This is a genomic window from Chitinophaga sp. sic0106 (genome assembly GCF_019219075.1).
Taxonomy (GTDB): Bacteria; Bacteroidota; Bacteroidia; order Chitinophagales; family Chitinophagaceae; genus Chitinophaga.
The window spans coordinates 94,864-109,436 of record NZ_JAHUWJ010000016.1 but is presented as its reverse complement, the minus strand read 5'-3'; the positions used below and the strand labels follow the sequence as shown (position 1 = coordinate 109,436).

At 46.7% G+C, this 14,573-nt stretch carries 15 protein-coding genes; 11 read left to right on the top strand and 4 right to left on the bottom strand.

Annotation, left to right across the window (positions count from 1 at the left end):
* The first annotated feature begins 57 nt into the window (after positions 1–57).
* Positions 58–2,214: a TonB-dependent receptor gene (locus KW844_RS21500; RefSeq protein WP_218378844.1), complete on the top strand. Its 2,157-nt coding sequence runs from the start codon at positions 58–60 to the stop codon at positions 2,212–2,214.
* 24 nt (positions 2,215–2,238) lie between these two features.
* The gene (locus KW844_RS21495) at positions 2,239–2,889 is read left to right on the top strand and encodes a hypothetical protein (protein WP_218378843.1); all 651 of its coding nucleotides are present in this window, start codon (positions 2,239–2,241) and stop codon (positions 2,887–2,889) included.
* Positions 2,890–2,987: 98 nt separating this feature from the next.
* Here KW844_RS21495 and pdxA read toward each other — a convergent pair whose 3' ends face one another.
* Positions 2,988–4,049 carry a 4-hydroxythreonine-4-phosphate dehydrogenase PdxA gene (pdxA, locus tag KW844_RS21490; RefSeq protein ID WP_218378842.1) on the bottom strand — a complete coding sequence of 354 codons (1,062 nt, stop codon included), beginning with the start codon at positions 4,047–4,049 and terminating at the stop codon, positions 2,988–2,990.
* Between the two features lie 109 nt (positions 4,050–4,158).
* Here pdxA and rsmA point away from each other — a divergent pair, with 109 nt between their 5' ends.
* The 4 genes from rsmA to KW844_RS21470 all read left to right on the top strand — a co-directional run bounded on the left by rsmA (position 4,159) and on the right by KW844_RS21470 (position 6,965).
* The gene (gene rsmA, locus KW844_RS21485) at positions 4,159–4,911 is read left to right on the top strand and encodes a 16S rRNA (adenine(1518)-N(6)/adenine(1519)-N(6))-dimethyltransferase RsmA (RefSeq protein WP_218378841.1); all 753 of its coding nucleotides are present in this window, start codon (positions 4,159–4,161) and stop codon (positions 4,909–4,911) included.
* Positions 4,908–5,837 (top strand): NAD(P)-dependent oxidoreductase, encoded by a 930-nt coding sequence (locus KW844_RS21480; RefSeq protein ID WP_218378840.1) that lies wholly within the window; start codon positions 4,908–4,910, stop codon positions 5,835–5,837. The genes rsmA and KW844_RS21480 overlap by 4 nt, the downstream gene beginning before the upstream one ends.
* Before the next feature lie 183 nt (positions 5,838–6,020).
* Positions 6,021–6,494 (top strand): transcription elongation factor GreA, encoded by a 474-nt coding sequence (gene greA, locus KW844_RS21475; RefSeq protein ID WP_218378839.1) that lies wholly within the window; start codon positions 6,021–6,023, stop codon positions 6,492–6,494.
* 81 nt (positions 6,495–6,575) lie between these two features.
* The gene (locus tag KW844_RS21470) at positions 6,576–6,965 is read left to right on the top strand and encodes an HIT family protein (protein ID WP_218378838.1); all 390 of its coding nucleotides are present in this window, start codon (positions 6,576–6,578) and stop codon (positions 6,963–6,965) included.
* 1 nt (position 6,966) lies between these two features.
* On the opposite strand, the gene KW844_RS21465 is transcribed toward KW844_RS21470, so the two are convergent.
* Both KW844_RS21465 and ruvC read right to left on the bottom strand, forming a co-directional pair.
* Positions 6,967–7,662 (bottom strand): response regulator transcription factor, encoded by a 696-nt coding sequence (locus KW844_RS21465; RefSeq protein WP_218378837.1) that lies wholly within the window; start codon positions 7,660–7,662, stop codon positions 6,967–6,969.
* Between the two features lie 179 nt (positions 7,663–7,841).
* A complete protein-coding gene (gene ruvC / locus KW844_RS21460) occupies positions 7,842–8,402 on the bottom strand; it encodes a crossover junction endodeoxyribonuclease RuvC (protein ID WP_255578568.1) in 561 nt (186 codons plus the stop codon).
* Positions 8,403–8,510: 108 nt separating this feature from the next.
* Between ruvC and KW844_RS21455 the strand changes: the two genes are divergently transcribed.
* The 3 genes from KW844_RS21455 (at position 8,511) to KW844_RS21445 (ending at position 11,069) form a co-directional block, all read left to right on the top strand.
* Positions 8,511–9,422, top strand: a complete 912-nt coding sequence (locus tag KW844_RS21455; RefSeq protein ID WP_218378836.1) for a lysylphosphatidylglycerol synthase domain-containing protein — start codon at positions 8,511–8,513, stop codon at positions 9,420–9,422.
* A 9-nt stretch (positions 9,423–9,431) separates the two neighbouring features.
* The gene (locus KW844_RS21450) at positions 9,432–10,223 is read left to right on the top strand and encodes a DUF3108 domain-containing protein (RefSeq protein ID WP_218378835.1); all 792 of its coding nucleotides are present in this window, start codon (positions 9,432–9,434) and stop codon (positions 10,221–10,223) included.
* Between the two features lie 144 nt (positions 10,224–10,367).
* Entirely contained in the window at positions 10,368–11,069 is a 702-nt protein-coding gene (locus tag KW844_RS21445) for a response regulator transcription factor (protein WP_218378834.1), read from the top strand.
* A gap of 84 nt (positions 11,070–11,153) precedes the next feature.
* On the opposite strand, the gene ruvB is transcribed toward KW844_RS21445, so the two are convergent.
* Complete coding sequence (gene ruvB / locus KW844_RS21440) at positions 11,154–12,182, bottom strand: Holliday junction branch migration DNA helicase RuvB (RefSeq protein WP_218378833.1); 1,029 nt, start codon at positions 12,180–12,182, stop codon at positions 11,154–11,156.
* Positions 12,183–12,305: 123 nt separating this feature from the next.
* Between ruvB and KW844_RS21435 the strand changes: the two genes are divergently transcribed.
* Complete coding sequence (locus KW844_RS21435) at positions 12,306–13,622, top strand: M28 family metallopeptidase (RefSeq protein WP_218378832.1); 1,317 nt, start codon at positions 12,306–12,308, stop codon at positions 13,620–13,622.
* Positions 13,623–13,778: 156 nt separating this feature from the next.
* Positions 13,779–14,528, top strand: coding sequence for a hypothetical protein (locus KW844_RS21430; RefSeq protein WP_218378831.1), 750 nt, complete (start codon positions 13,779–13,781; stop codon positions 14,526–14,528).
* The last annotated feature ends 45 nt before the right edge of the window (positions 14,529–14,573 follow it).

Here is a 14,573-nt window from a genome sequence, read left to right as displayed (position 1 = left end):
TTTTTGTGCAGCTTTTCAGCCATTATACCTTTGATTCAACAAAATGATTCCCCTACAATGTCACCGTTCAACCGAATTCTGATTATTGCTGTACTGCTGCCAGCCTGGCTTTCCGCCCAGGTAAATATCTCCGGAAAAGTAACTGACGGAAAAAAACGCCCGGTGGCGGGCGCCAACATCTCCATAAAAGATTCCTACGATGGTGCTGTTACAAAAGCAGATGGTACCTTCAGTTTCCAGGTAACGCCCGCCGGCGAACAAACGCTGATAGCAACGATGGCCGGTTATCAGCCACTGGAAATGAAAATAAGCACAGCCACCGCTCAGCAACTGGATATTGTGCTGAAGAATGTGGCCCGCGATCTGAAGCTGGTAACCATTGCTGCCGGCAGCTTTGAGGCCAGCGATGAAAAGAAGAATACCGTATTGAAACCACTGGATATCGTGACCACCGCCGGTGCTGGTGCTGATATCGTAAATGCTATTAAAACACTGCCCGGTACCCAGCAAACCAATGACCGCGAAGGGCTGTTTGTGAGAGGCGGTACGGGTTACGAAACACAAACCGTGATTGATGGTATGCTGGTAAGAAATCCCTTTTCCAGCGGTGCTCCTGATATGCCGGGCAGAGGAAGGTTTTCACCCTTCCTGTTTAAAGGCACAACTTTCAGCAGCGGAGGTTATTCCGCACAGTACGGACAGGGCCTTTCATCCGCGTTAATCCTGGAATCTACGGATCTGCCCACGCGTTCTTCGGCTTCATTAGGTGTATCTGTAATCGGCGTCAGCGGCGGCCTGGAAAATCTGTCGAAGGACAAGAAAACGTCCTATGGCGTGGAAGCGGATTACACCAACCTGGCTCCTTATTTCAATGTGGTAAAACCCAAACAGGAAGTGAACCTCGGCCCGGAAATTATTGGTACCTCCGCCAATTTCAGAAGGAAGACTTCTAAAACCGGTATGCTTAAATTTTACGGGTATGGAAACTGGAGCAATATGGGATTTAACTACAACAGCCTGGAATATCCGGGTAATACGGAGTCCTACCAGGTAAGAAACCATAACTTCTACACAAATCTGACGTATAAGGAAAGTTTGGGTAGTGGCTGGAAACTTTATGCCGGTGCTTCTTTCAGTACCAATACTGATAAAATTAAAACAGATACGCTGCCTAAAAATCCGGCAGAAACCAATATTGGCGTACGTTCTGATCTTACGCAAACGAAACTCATGCTTACCAAAGGACTCGGCAATTTCTCGGCCCTGCGTGTGGGGGCGGAATACCAGTATGCCGTGGAACGTTCTGCCTTTAATCAATACAATGCAAACTATGCGGATAATTACGCTGCCGGGTTTGTGGAAGCGGATGTATATTTTACTCCGGCTTTGGCAGGGAGATTCGGAGGCCGTACGGAGTATTCCAGCGTATTGGGAAAAGTGAACTTTGCACCGCGGGCTTCATTGGCGTATAAAGTGGGATATAACGGTCAGTTTTCACTCGCCTATGGTGATTATTACCAGAAGCCGGAACCACAGTATCTGCGCTTTGATCGCGGGCTGGACTACATGAAAGCCACGCATTACATTGCCAGCTATCAGTTGCTCAGCAATAATTATACATTCCGTACAGAGGTATTTTACAAGCAATATAAAAATCTCGTAAAAACAGTGCCGGACTATAATAACAATGGTGATGGTTTTGCAAAAGGGATCGAGTTGTTTTGGAGAGACAGAAAAACCGTGAAGAACATGGACTATTGGGTGTCGTACTCCTACCTGGATACCAAGCGGGATTACCTGAACTATCCCTACAGGGTACAACCGGATTTTGCAGCTAATCACACGGCGAGTGTAGTGGCTAAATATTTTGTTACAAAGATTCAAACCAACTTTGGCCTTACTTACAGCTTTGCGAGCGGTCGTCCGTATTACAACCCTAACCAGCCGGCAGGTAAATTTATGACGGATAAAACGATTAATTATAATTCCGTAGGAGCCAGCGTCAGTTACCTGACCTCTATTCGCAAAGCCTTTACCATATTGGTAGTGCAGGTAACTAACGTGTTCAATCAGCAACAGATTTTCGGTTACCGCTACAGCACCGATGGTTTGCGCCGGAATGAGATTGTGCCGAATGTACCGCGATTTATTTTTGTGGGCATGTTCATGAACTTCGGTACTGACAGGCGTCAGGATATTATCAACAACCTTTAATTCTCTCCCTAAAAAATCAATATTATGAAACGTTTCTTTTTATCGTTAGTAGTAATGGCCGGTATTTCTTCGGCAGCCATGGCGCAGAGCGCGCAGTACGAGCAGGCAATGGCCAAAAACATTGGTGAGCTGGACAGCAGCGCCACCTTTACCCCTGATGCACTGGTGCAAAAAGCAGGATTGTTTGAACGTATTGCCGGTGCAGAAAAAAGTCAGTGGCAGCCCTATTATTACGCAGCTTACTGCAATGTAATGAGTGCGTTAATGCAACAGGATAAGAGTAAGGTAGATGCGCTGGCCGATCAGGCAGAAGTAGATGTTACCAAGGCGGAGCAACTGGAGGGTAACAGCTCTGAAATCTCCTGTATAAAATCCTTGATAGCAACTGCCCGCCTAACGGTGGACCCGATGAGCCGTGCCGAAAAATACGGTCCTATTTCAGCGCAGGCTTTGGAAGAAGGTAAAAAGCTGAATGCCGAAAACCCACGTGTATACCTGTTACAGGGCCAGGCGCTGTTGTTTACACCAGAGGCTTTTGGTGGCAGTAAAACAGGCGGTAAGGCGCTGCTGGAAGTGGCATTGCAGAAGTATGCAGCGTTTAAGCCTGCCGGTAAGCTGGACCCTAACTGGGGAGAAGGTTATGCGAAGCAGTTGCTGCAAAAGGCGGCTAAATAAGATCTGTTGTTAAACCGGGAGCATTCGGCTCCCGGTTTAACAACAATGGCCAGCGACCGTAGGTCGCTGGCCATTGTTGTTAAAAGCAGTAAGTAAGTTTATTCAGATGCCAGTTCTGTCTTCTTCAGCGGGTTTCTCGTGTTTTCAGCGTAGCGTTCGCGCTGTTCGATTACCTCCAGGCAGGTGAAGATCGCCTGACGGAAGGAGCCGGGATCAGCCACGTTTTTACCTGCGATATCGAAGGCGGTGCCGTGGTCAGGAGATGTTCTTACAATGGGCAGCCCTGCGGTGTAGTTAATGCCTTCGCCGTTGGCGAGTGATTTGAATGGAATCAGGCCCTGATCATGGTACATGGCCAGTACGCCATCAAATTTGGCATACATTTCACGGGCAAAGAAGGCATCGGCGCTGTAAGGGCCAAAGGCCATGATGCCGTTGCCTTTCGCCTGTTTAATGGCCGGGGCAATCTGTTCAATTTCTTCTTTACCGATGAGGCCCTCATCGCCGGCATGTGGATTGAGGCCCAATACGGCAATGCGTGGTTTGTCGATGCCAAAGTCCTTAACCAGACTCTCTCTCATCATATATAACTTGGAAAGAATATTTTCTTTGGTTACATACTGCGCAACCTGGGCGATAGGTACGTGCTCGGTGAGCAGGCCTACGCGCATGTTATCGGCGGTCATGAACATCAGTACCTCTTTGGCTTCGAAGGCATCTTTGAGGTAGGGGGTATGACCGGTATAGGTAAATTTCTCGCTCTGGATGTTGTTTTTGTGGATGGGTGCGGTCACCAGGCCGGCAATATGTCCTTCTTTGAGGCACTGGATGGCTACTTCCAGGGCGCGGGCCGCGTATTTGCCACCGGCTTCGTTGAGGATGCCCGGGGTGATCTGCACTTCTTCTTCCCAGCAGTTATACACGTTTACCTGCTTGTGATTAAGGCGGGTAAAGTCTTTTATGGACTGATAGTTAAAATTATTCTCATTCATCAGCTTCCGGTAGAAGTTGATGGTTTTATTGGACGCGAAGATCACCGGCGTACAGAATTCCATCATCCTGTTGTCCAGAAAGGTTTTGATTATGATTTCTGCGCCAATGCTGTTGATGTCACCTACGGTGATGCCTATTACTGGTTTATTCATGTTGGGAGTACTCATGCTGTTATAGCGTCAATAATGGACAAAGATAAGAGAAAGCAGTTAGTTTCTGAGGGCTGGTTTTCCGGACCACTGTTATCCCGGTTTTAGCTATCTTTGCGGCTCAGTCATGTATACACTAAAAAAATCATTAGGCCAGCATTTTCTTAAGGATGAGAACATCTGTATGAAAATTGTTGAGTCGCTACCTGTAAGCGAAGGCCAGCAAGTGCTGGAGGTGGGCCCCGGAGGGGGTGCCATTACCAAATACCTGTTACAGATTCCCGGCATTCATTTTAAAGCTATTGAGCTGGATACGGAGAAGGTATTGTATCTGGAAAAAACTTATCCTGCTATCCAGGGTAAGCTGCTCAATGTGAGCATCCTGGATGCGGAGCTGCCGTTTGAAGGGCAGTTTAGGCTGATAGGCAACTTCCCATATAATATTTCTACCCAGATCATGTTTAAGGTGCTGGAATGGCGTTCCAGTGTGGAAGTAGTAGTGGGTATGTTCCAGAAAGAGGTAGCGGTAAGGCTCGCGGCTGGTCATGGTAACAAGGACTATGGCATACTCAGTGTGTTGCTGCAGGCTTACTATCATATTGAGTACCTGTTTGATGTACATGAAAACTGCTTTAATCCGCCGCCAAAGGTGAAATCAGGCGTTATTCGCCTCACCCGGCTGGAGCAGCCGGCGGATGTAGCTTCAGAGCGTAAGTTTTTTGTATTGGTGAAAACTGCGTTCGGGCAGCGTCGTAAGCAATTGCGCAACCCCCTGAAAGGATTATTCGATAAAGAAACACTGCAGGACCCGATTTTCAGTAAAAGGGCTGAAGAGCTTACTGTTGCGGATTTTGCGGCCTTGTCACATAAGATGATATGAGTAAGAAAGTATTAATTACCGCCAAGGTGCATCCATACCTGGTGGACCAGCTGGAAAGCAAGGGCTTTGAAGTAAACTACCAGCCATCTATTACTTACGAGGAAGTGTATGCAGCCATCCCTGGCTGTGTGGGTCTGATAGTGACCACCCGTATTCGCGTGGATAAGCAGATTATAGACCATGGCAGAGATTTGCAGTGGATTGGCCGCCTGGGCTCCGGAATGGAGCTGATTGATGTAGCTTATGCCGAAAGCAAGGGGATACATTGTGTAAGCAGTCCGGAAGGCAACCGTGATCCGGTAGGAGAGCAGGCGGTAGGCATGTTGCTCAGCCTGATGCACAACGTGTTAAAGAGTAATCTGGAACTGCGTCAGGGCATTTGGGAAAGAGACGGCAACCGTGCCTATGAGCTGGGAGGTAAAACAGTGGCTATTATCGGTTATGGTCATACCGGGAGTACCTTTGCACGCAAACTGCAGGGCTTTGATGTTAACATCATTGCCTATGATAAATACAATAAAGGTTTCGGGACAGCAGCGGTGAAAGAGGTAACACTGGAAGAGGTGTATGCTACTGCGGATGTGGTAAGTTTACACCTGCCACTTACCGAAGAAACCCGTTATATTGCAAACGAATCGTTTTTTTCCGCCTTTGCTCATCCCGTATGGTTCATGAATACGGCGAGGGGTAAACTGGTAAACAACAGCGATCTGATTGCAGCCCTGGAAGACGGCCGTGTACGCGGCGCTTGCCTGGATGTACTGGAAAATGAAAAATTGACTACCTACTCAGCAGCGGATAAAGAGCAGCTGGCCTATTTCCTGGCCGCCTCAAACGTAGTACTGACGCCACATATAGCGGGTTATTCCCACGAGGCGAGTATACGTATGCCTCGTGTTGTTTTAGAGAAGTTAAATATACTTTAAGCAGCGGAACAGGCTGTGGTGATTTGATTTAAATAGCTGATTTTCAGTATATTAAAATCGAAAAGTAAATTACTTTTCTTAAGCAAAAAATATTATATTTGCGATAGAACCAGAAAAACAACGCTTCCATGAAAGTGGGGGCGTTGATTTTTTTTTCTTATAACCATAAAAACACAGCAGGTTATGTCTGGCGTAAACTACGTTACTAAAGAAACTCTTGAACAGATGAGAAGCGAGCTGAATGGCCTTAAAACAAAAGGACGTGCAGAGATCGCGAGGGCTATTTCTGAAGCCAGGGAAAAGGGTGACTTGAAGGAGAATGCCGAATATGATGCCGCCAAAGAAGCACAGGGGTTACACGAAGCTAAAATCGCTACGCTGGAAAATGCGATTGCTAACGCACGCATTGTGGAGGCTGATTCTATTGACACTTCTAAAGTCTCAATTTTATGTAAGGTAACAATCACCAATGTTGCCAATAAGAAAACTGTAACTTATCAATTGGTTTCAGAAACAGAGGCAGATCTGAAGGCCGGGAAAATCTCGGTTACTTCACCAATCGGCAAAGGTTTATTAGGTAAAACAGTGGGAGATGTGGCAGAGGTAGTAGCACCTAATGGCAAAATCAGCTTTAAGATTGAAAATATTACTGCGTAAACCGTTACGCTTTTTACCGATATTTACAGGGTCCTGCCAAGGCAGGGCCCTTTTTATTTTCCATCATATAACATCCGAACCATGACCATCTTTTCGAAAATAATCCGCGGAGAAATCCCTGGTTATAAGATTGCTGAGAACGAAAATTTTTATGCTTTCCTGGATATTTTCCCACTGGCCAAAGGCCATACGCTGGTAATTCCCAAAGTGGAAACGGATAAGTTTTTTGATGTGTCGGATGACCTGATGCGGGAGTACCTGTTATTTGCCAAACCTATTGCAAAGGCGATAGAAGCAGTGGTGCCCTGTAATCGTATAGGGGTGAGCGTGGTAGGGCTGGAAGTACCCCATGCGCATATGCATCTGATACCTATCAATTCGGTGGACGACATGAATTTTTCCAGGAGTAAACTGAAATTATCACCGGAAGAATTTGAAGCCATTCAGCAGGCAATCGTAGCCCGCCTGTAGGTTATTTACCAGGAACGTTGAAGCGGAAACCTACACCATGCAGTGTTTCAAGTCGTACGTGCGGATCGGATTTGAAGTGCTTACGCAGTTTAGTGATAAACACATCCATGCTGCGGCCCAGGAAGTAGTCATCCTTGCCCCATACATTGGCCAGGATTTCTTCCCTTTTAAGTGTTTTATTGGGATTATTGCAGAGATAGAGGAGTAGTTCCGCTTCCTTCTGGGTGAGGCTGATGGAAATATCTCCTTCTTCGTTATAAAGGCGCAGATCTTCGTAATCGAAGGTGAGCTTGCCCAGGTGGAAAATATGGGATTTTTCGACCGGTTGATTGCGGGTTCTCTTCAGGAACACTTCTATACGCAGGATGAGTTCCTGCATGCTGAAGGGTTTGCTGATATAATCGTCGGCACCGGTGCGCAGACCTTTAATTCTGTCTTCTTTCTCATTTTTGGAGGTAAGAAACAAAATAGGGACGTGATCATTCACTTTTCGGATCTGTTCAGCCAGCGCGAGACCATCTTTTTTAGGCATAACTACATCCAGCAGGCATATATCGAAGGTGCGGGACTGGAATTGCTCCCATGCTGCCTGTCCGTCAATACTGTGCACCACATCATAACCTGCCTCCTCTAATCTTTTCTTAGTTGCCGCGCCGATATATTGATCGTCTTCCACTAATAAGATTCTCGCTTTCATATCTCCTTGATGCTGGTTAATATAAAAATAGTCGTTGCACTTTTGGTGTACAACGGATGATAGTAATTTTTCATAGTCAAGCTGTTAAGCTGATCATGGCGTGTAAGGCTGTAGATTCAGACTACAATCGAATTTCAACAAAGTAACTACAATTTTGGAATTTATGAAATATGCTTTTCCTACCGCACTATTCTTTCGGGGTGTTGTGCCAGGAACTGCTCCCATCCTTTGGATTTGGTAAGGCCTGCCAGTGGATTGCTGTCCTGGTAAAAATGACATACTGCCACTGCAAGTGCATCGGTAGCATCATAATAGGCTGGTTTGTCGCTGATTTTCAGGATGCGTTGTAACATCAGCCATACCTGTTCCTTATCTGCATTTCCATTGCCGGTAACGGACTGTTTGACTTTCTTTGGGGAATATTCCGTTACTGCCAGCCCTGCATGCATGGCCGTTGCAATGGCAACGCCCTGCGCGCGGCCCAGCTTCAGCATACTTTGTACGTTCTTGCCAAAGAAGGGCGCTTCAATAGCGAAGCAATCCGGTTTATGTTGGGTGATTAACGCTGCTATACTGCTATGTATTGCCTGCAGGCGTTCGTAATGGTCCTTATGCCTGGATAGCTTTAACACGTCCATCTCAATGAGACTGACTTTTTTACCCTCTGCTAATATAAGGCCGTAGCCCATTACAAGGGTACCAGGGTCAATGCCCAGAATTATTTTCGGTTTGTTTGCCAACCACAGGTTATTTTTGCCAAAACTTAATATCTGAACAAAAGTACCAAAATAATTCTCAATTACACATTAGGTGTAACGCTTTTCATCTGGTTAGGATACTCGATCTATTTGCAGCTGACCCACCGCGATAACCTGCAGGAATCTATCCAGCAGATGCGCGATTCCCTGCACCACAAGGGCTGGACAGGTTTGTTCCTCGTGGTGGTGCTGATGTTTTTTAACTGGGGCCTCGAAGCCCGCAAGTGGCAGCAACTGGTGCAGCCGCTGGAAAAGATATCGTTTAAGAAAGCATTCAGCGCCATCCTTTCCGGCGTGTCCATCTCTATCAATACGCCAAATCGTATAGGCGAATACGGTGGCCGCGTGCTGTACCTTCGCAACGAAAATAAACTCAAGGCTATTGCCGCCACCATAGTAGGTAGCTTCAGCCAGCTGATCGTAACTGTTATTTTTGGGTTAATTGGGCTGTTCTTTTTTATTCACCGGCTCATGCCAGCAGGCATTTCCAAGTGGCTCGACCGCAATTTCTGGGGAAATTTAGTCCTCGCCGTACTGTTGATTATTTGCTCACTGACGATATTGTTATATTTTCGGCTACGAATTATTCTGACTGTTTTTGAAAAATTGCGTTGGCTCCGTAAACTTAAAAGCTACGTAGAGATTATCGCCGGCTATCAATCTGCTGAATTACGTTATCTGTTGCTGCTTTCAGCCCTCCGGTATATGGTCTTCTCGGCACAGTATTTGATTTTGCTCGACGCATTGGGTGTGGAATTTTTGTGGTGGCAGGCCTTCCTGCTCAACAGCGTAATTTACCTGGTAATGGCCGTAGTACCCACCATTGCCATTGCAGAACTTGGAGTTCGGGGAAAAGTAAGTATCTTCTTCCTCGGTTTTCTGAGTTCCAACGATGTAGCCATCCTCGCAGCCACTGGCGGAATCTGGTTAATAAACCTCTTCCTGCCGGCCATAGCGGGTACGGTGCTCCTGCTGGGAGTTAAAATTATTAAGGATAAATAGCCTCTTGCAATGCGGTATTTCTTACTTATCATCTTATTTTTAACCTGTATACGCCCAGCAAAAGCGCAGAATGATTTCTGTTCGATACGAAATACCAGCTTCAAAACAGGTGAATCCGTTACCCTCAAAGTCTTCTATGCTCTCGGTAAAATGTTTATCGGCGCCGGCGAAGCCACCTTCAATGTAGGCCTGGAAAGATTCGCCAACAGAGACGTATATCATATCGTAGCCGATGGCAAAACCTACCGTGCCTACGACTGGGTTTTCAAAGTAAGGGACCGCTATGAAACCTACCTGGACACCGCCACCCTGCAGCCACTGAAGTTTATCCGCAACGTGAATGAAGGCGGCTATAAAATCTATAACAACGTCATATTCAATCAGGCAGGTCATCAGGCAATCAGTACTACCGGTACTTTTACCGTTCCGCCATGTGTACAGGACGTTATCAGCTCCATCTACTACGCCCGCAACATCGACTTCTCCAAATACAAACCGGAAGATAAAATCCCCTTCGCCATGTTCCTGGACGATCAGGTATACAATATTTACGTGCGTTACATGGGCAAGGAAGAGATCAAAACCAAATTTGGTACGTTTCGCGCCATCAAATTCAGGCCCCTGCTGATCAAAGGCTCCATGTTTGAAGGCGGCGAGAAAATGACCGTATGGGTGAGCGACGACGCCAATAAAGTGCCGCTCCGCATAGAAAGCCCTATTTCAGTAGGTAGCGTAGTAGTGGACATGATCAACTACAGCAACCTCCGTTACCCATTTACCTCCCTGATTAAACAACGTTAGTACACAACCTTCGTGTAGTTGTAAGCGTTATAATAGCGCACTACAGCAGTTTTAACAATTCATTGGCGGCCGGCAGTCAGTATTTTTACGACCTTTCGTGCCGCAGAAAAACTTTATATTTGTTATAATCAACCCTTTATGATTATGGAAGAACGTAAACCTAAAATATTACTGGCAGAAGATGATACCAACCTGGGTATGGTGCTTAAAAACTACCTGGAGCTGAACGATTATGACGTGGAGCTCTGCAGAGATGGTATCCTGGCGCTGGCGGCCTTCCGTCGTGAGAAATTTGACATCTGCCTGCTGGACATCATGATGCCTAATATGGACGGATTTAAACTGGCAGAGGAAATTCGTGACGTAGATCCGGATATCCCCCTGTTCTTCCTCTCCGCCAAAACCATGAAGGAAGATATCATCCAGGGCTATAAACTGGGTGCGGATGATTACATCTCCAAACCATTCGACAGCGAACTGCTGCTCCTTAAAATCAAAGCTATCCTGAAACGTAACCAGGAACTGCATAATAAAGAGGAAGAGCAGCACGAGTTTAAAATCGGTTCCTACGAGTTTAACTCCCGTCTCCGCACACTCACCCGCAATAGTGAGTCGCATACGCTGTCGCCCAAAGAAAATGAGCTCCTCCACATGCTCTGCGAGCACAAAAATGACCTGCTCCCAAGAGAACTGGCACTCAAAAAAATCTGGGGTAGCGATACCTACTTCAACGGTCGCTCCATGGACGTGTATATTGCCAAGCTGCGTAAATACCTGAAAGACGATTCCAATATCGAAATCGTAAATATTCACGGTAATGGTTTCCGCCTGGTAGTCAAAGAATAACGATCGCCGCGCACGGCAGCATCATAAACAGGAACACCCGTCCGGCTGCCGGACGGGTGTTCCTGTTTATACTTTCATCTCTCCCTAAAACAAGAGATTGGAATTACCTCTTAACGGCGTTTTCCCAAGATGGACATACGCTTTTTCTGTTACCTCACGTCCCCGCGGGGTACGCTTGATAAACCCTTCCTGGATCAAAAACGGCTCGTAAACCTCCTCGAGAGTGCCCGGCTCTTCTCCTACAGCAGTTGCGATGGTGGTAATTCCCACCGGGCCGCCTTTGAAATTTTCGATGATAATCTGCAAAATCCGGTTATCCATCTCATCCAATCCATATTCATCCACATTGAGGGCTTTGAGACTGAACTGGGCAATTTCCAGGTCAATAGTGCCATTGCCCATTACCTGTGCAAAATCCCGCACCCGGCGCAGTAAGCCATTGGCAATACGAGGGGTACCCCTGGATCTGCGGGCAATTTCACCGGCAGCATCGGACGTGATTTTAGTGCCCAGCAGGCCGGCAGCGCGCCAAACGATTTTCTGCAGGGTGTCAGCAGTATAGTATTCCAGCCTGGATTTGATGCCGAAACGCGACAGCAGCGGGGCCGTCAGCAATCCGGACCGGGTGGTGGCGCCCACCAGTGTGAATGGCAGCAGGTTAAGCTGGATAGACCGCGCACTTGGCCCGGAATCGATCATGATGTCTATCCTGAAATCCTCCATGGCCGAATACAGGTATTCCTCCACCACAGTGCTCAACCGGTGAATTTCATCAATAAACAGCACATCCCGCTCCTCCAGGTTGGTAAGCAACCCGGCAAGATCCCCCGGCTTTTCTATCACCGGCCCTGAAGTTTCCTTGATATTCACCCCCAGTTCATTGGCCACAATGCGCGACAAGGTAGTTTTACCCAAACCCGGAGGACCATGAAAAAGCACATGATCCAACGCTTCCCCACGCATCTTGGCCGCTTTAATGAATACCTTCAGGTTAGTGATGATCTGATCCTGTCCGGAGAAATCAATGATTTCCTTCGGACGTATATTGTTTTCGAACTCTTTCTCAGCGGCGCTGAGCCTGTTCTCATCTGGTCTTAAAGGTTGATTGGACATATCTTTCAATGAGCCCAAAAGTACGCAAAAGCCGGGGGAAAATTATGCATTGGCGGATTCCCTTATAAAGTACTAATTTCACCCTACTTTACTCAGCCAACAAAGTTTAATATCAGCTTAAACATGAAGAAATTACTTGCATTGCTGCTGGTGGCAGCATCTATCTCCGATACCTATGCCCAACAGGCCATTAAGGAAAAAGAAGTAAAACGTATTGTAAGCACCCTCGCTGCCGACGATATGATGGGCCGCAAGCCCGGAACTCCAGGCGCTTTTAAAGCTGCTGCTTTTATTGAAGACGAATTCAAAAAAGCAGGCCTCGTGCCATTGTCCGGTATGAGTCTGCGACAGGACTTCAAAAAATTCCAGCTGATCCAGCAATCTGCTGCCATCACCGTTAACGGGGAAACTAAAAGCTGGCCGGTAACTGTAGTGGGTAAAGCCCGCAGTATCGACTGGCAGGCAGATACCGCCAATTATAAAATTGTGCATGTGAAGAGCGACAGAGCCCTGTTTGCCCTTGCACGTAAAGGCGGTAAAGCCGACATGAACACGCTGGTATGGGTAGATCCCAGCATCGCTCATATGATTGATGTGGTGAAAGAGCATATTTCAGAGAAGTTTTACGAAAACGCGGCTGATATAGATAATATCCAGCCAATGGAAACACCTTATAACATGGTGTTTGCCGTGGAAGGTGAGCCGGTAGCGGACGATAGCAAATGGACCGTGAAAGCGGAAAGAGTTATCCAGGAATCGCCGTTTACCAACGTGCTGGGCGTGATCCAGGGTAGCACCAGGCCGGATGAATATGTAGTGTTCAGTGGCCACTACGACCACCTCGGTATTGTGCCAGGCGCACCAGGGGCGGATTCAATTGCCAACGGTGCGGATGATGATGCTTCCGGTGTAACAGCGGTAATCGAACTGGCCAATTATTTCCGCGGCACCAAACCTGCCCGCAGCTTAATTTTTGTGGCATTCACAGGGGAAGAATCCGGTGGCCACGGCAGCCAGTACTTCTCCCGTAAACTGGCTCCTGAAAAAGTAGTAGCCATGTTTAATATTGAGATGATTGGTAAAGAATCCAAGTTTGGTAAAAACAGTGCGTTCATCACCGGATTTGATCTTTCTGATTTTGGTAAAATTCTGCAACATAACCTCAACGGCTCTACGTTTAAATTTTATCCGGACCCATATCCTGAACAAAATTTATTCTATCGTTCCGATAACGCTACCCTGGCTCGTTTAGGAGTACCTGCACACACTGTATCTACCACGCAGATCGATAAAGACCAGTATTATCATACCGTGGGCGATGAGCTGCAAACCCTTGATGTAACTAATATTACAGATATTATTCGTGCAATTGCAACGAGCGCGACCAGTATCGTAAATGGTACGGATACGCCTGTACGAATCAAGCAAACTCAGGAATAGTAAGTATTCTATCTATTTCATATAAGTATCCGGTAATGTAAAACGTTACCGGATATTTCTTTTTAAATTAATTCTCAGCCGTACTATAATCCGGATTTCTTCGTTATTTTTACTGCGTTAGCCCTATACGTAAGATTTTATTAAAACCATATCAAAATGAAAACCAGAATTCTCCAAATGTGCGCTACTGCGGGCATGGCCGCCCTTATGTTTGTAGCATGTAACACGGAAATGACTGAGCCAAGTCAACCACCGATTGACGACAAGAACGCAGCCAGCGTTAATTATGAGCTCGAGCAAATCGGTACGTCCACGACACTTTCGGCGGACGCGACCGGACGTTTATCAGCAATCACAGGCGACGCCTCCATGGCGCGCACCGACGGTTTCGACATCACCTGGGACACTGCTATTGCCAAACTGAAGCAAATTACGTTTGAGGCTAAACGTGGTAAAGATGAAGTAGAATTTAAACTGAAAACTGACAGGTATGTAAACCTGCTCGCTATTCCAAGCCAGCTGGGAACAATCAAACTGCCGCTGGGTACTTACCAGCAGGTAAAAGTTAGCGCATTAGTGGAAGGGGATAAAAAAGATCCCGCCGTTATTCTGAAAGGCCGCCTCACATGGGATGGCAAGGATATCCCTATGGATATTCAGTTGTCTGGTTCCATCTCTCTGAAAGCACAGGGTAAAGATGTAGTAGTAACTGACAGTAGCATTGTATGGAAAGGTAAGCTGCAACTGTCTATGGACCTGTTGATCAGCAAACTCCAGGTAGGAGATTTCACTGGTTCATTTGCCAATGGAAAAATCACTATCAACGTAGATGTGAATACTTCTGTGCATGATAAGATCAAAGGCGCTGCTGAAGGTAGCATGTCCGTTGAACATACGCATGATTAACTATAAAAAGGAGTAGAAAGTGGGACTGTTACAAGTACCGCTGGC

Bases quoted from the DNA above. Each gene is read 5' to 3' on its own strand.
- KW844_RS21500 (WP_218378844.1), top strand. From the start codon at position 58: ATGTCACCGTTCAACCGAATTCTGATTATTGCTGTACTGCTGCCAGCC.
- KW844_RS21495 (WP_218378843.1), top strand. From the start codon at position 2,239: ATGAAACGTTTCTTTTTATCGTTAGTAGTAATGGCCGGTATTTCTTCG.
- pdxA (WP_218378842.1), bottom strand. From the start codon at position 4,049: ATGAGTACTCCCAACATGAATAAACCAGTAATAGGCATCACCGTAGGT.
- rsmA (WP_218378841.1), top strand. From the start codon at position 4,159: ATGTATACACTAAAAAAATCATTAGGCCAGCATTTTCTTAAGGATGAG.
- KW844_RS21480 (WP_218378840.1), top strand. From the start codon at position 4,908: ATGAGTAAGAAAGTATTAATTACCGCCAAGGTGCATCCATACCTGGTG.
- greA (WP_218378839.1), top strand. From the start codon at position 6,021: ATGTCTGGCGTAAACTACGTTACTAAAGAAACTCTTGAACAGATGAGA.
- KW844_RS21470 (WP_218378838.1), top strand. From the start codon at position 6,576: ATGACCATCTTTTCGAAAATAATCCGCGGAGAAATCCCTGGTTATAAG.
- KW844_RS21465 (WP_218378837.1), bottom strand. From the start codon at position 7,662: ATGAAAGCGAGAATCTTATTAGTGGAAGACGATCAATATATCGGCGCG.
- KW844_RS21450 (WP_218378835.1), top strand. From the start codon at position 9,432: ATGCGGTATTTCTTACTTATCATCTTATTTTTAACCTGTATACGCCCA.
- KW844_RS21445 (WP_218378834.1), top strand. From the start codon at position 10,368: ATGGAAGAACGTAAACCTAAAATATTACTGGCAGAAGATGATACCAAC.
- ruvB (WP_218378833.1), bottom strand. From the start codon at position 12,182: ATGTCCAATCAACCTTTAAGACCAGATGAGAACAGGCTCAGCGCCGCT.
- KW844_RS21435 (WP_218378832.1), top strand. From the start codon at position 12,306: ATGAAGAAATTACTTGCATTGCTGCTGGTGGCAGCATCTATCTCCGAT.
- KW844_RS21430 (WP_218378831.1), top strand. From the start codon at position 13,779: ATGAAAACCAGAATTCTCCAAATGTGCGCTACTGCGGGCATGGCCGCC.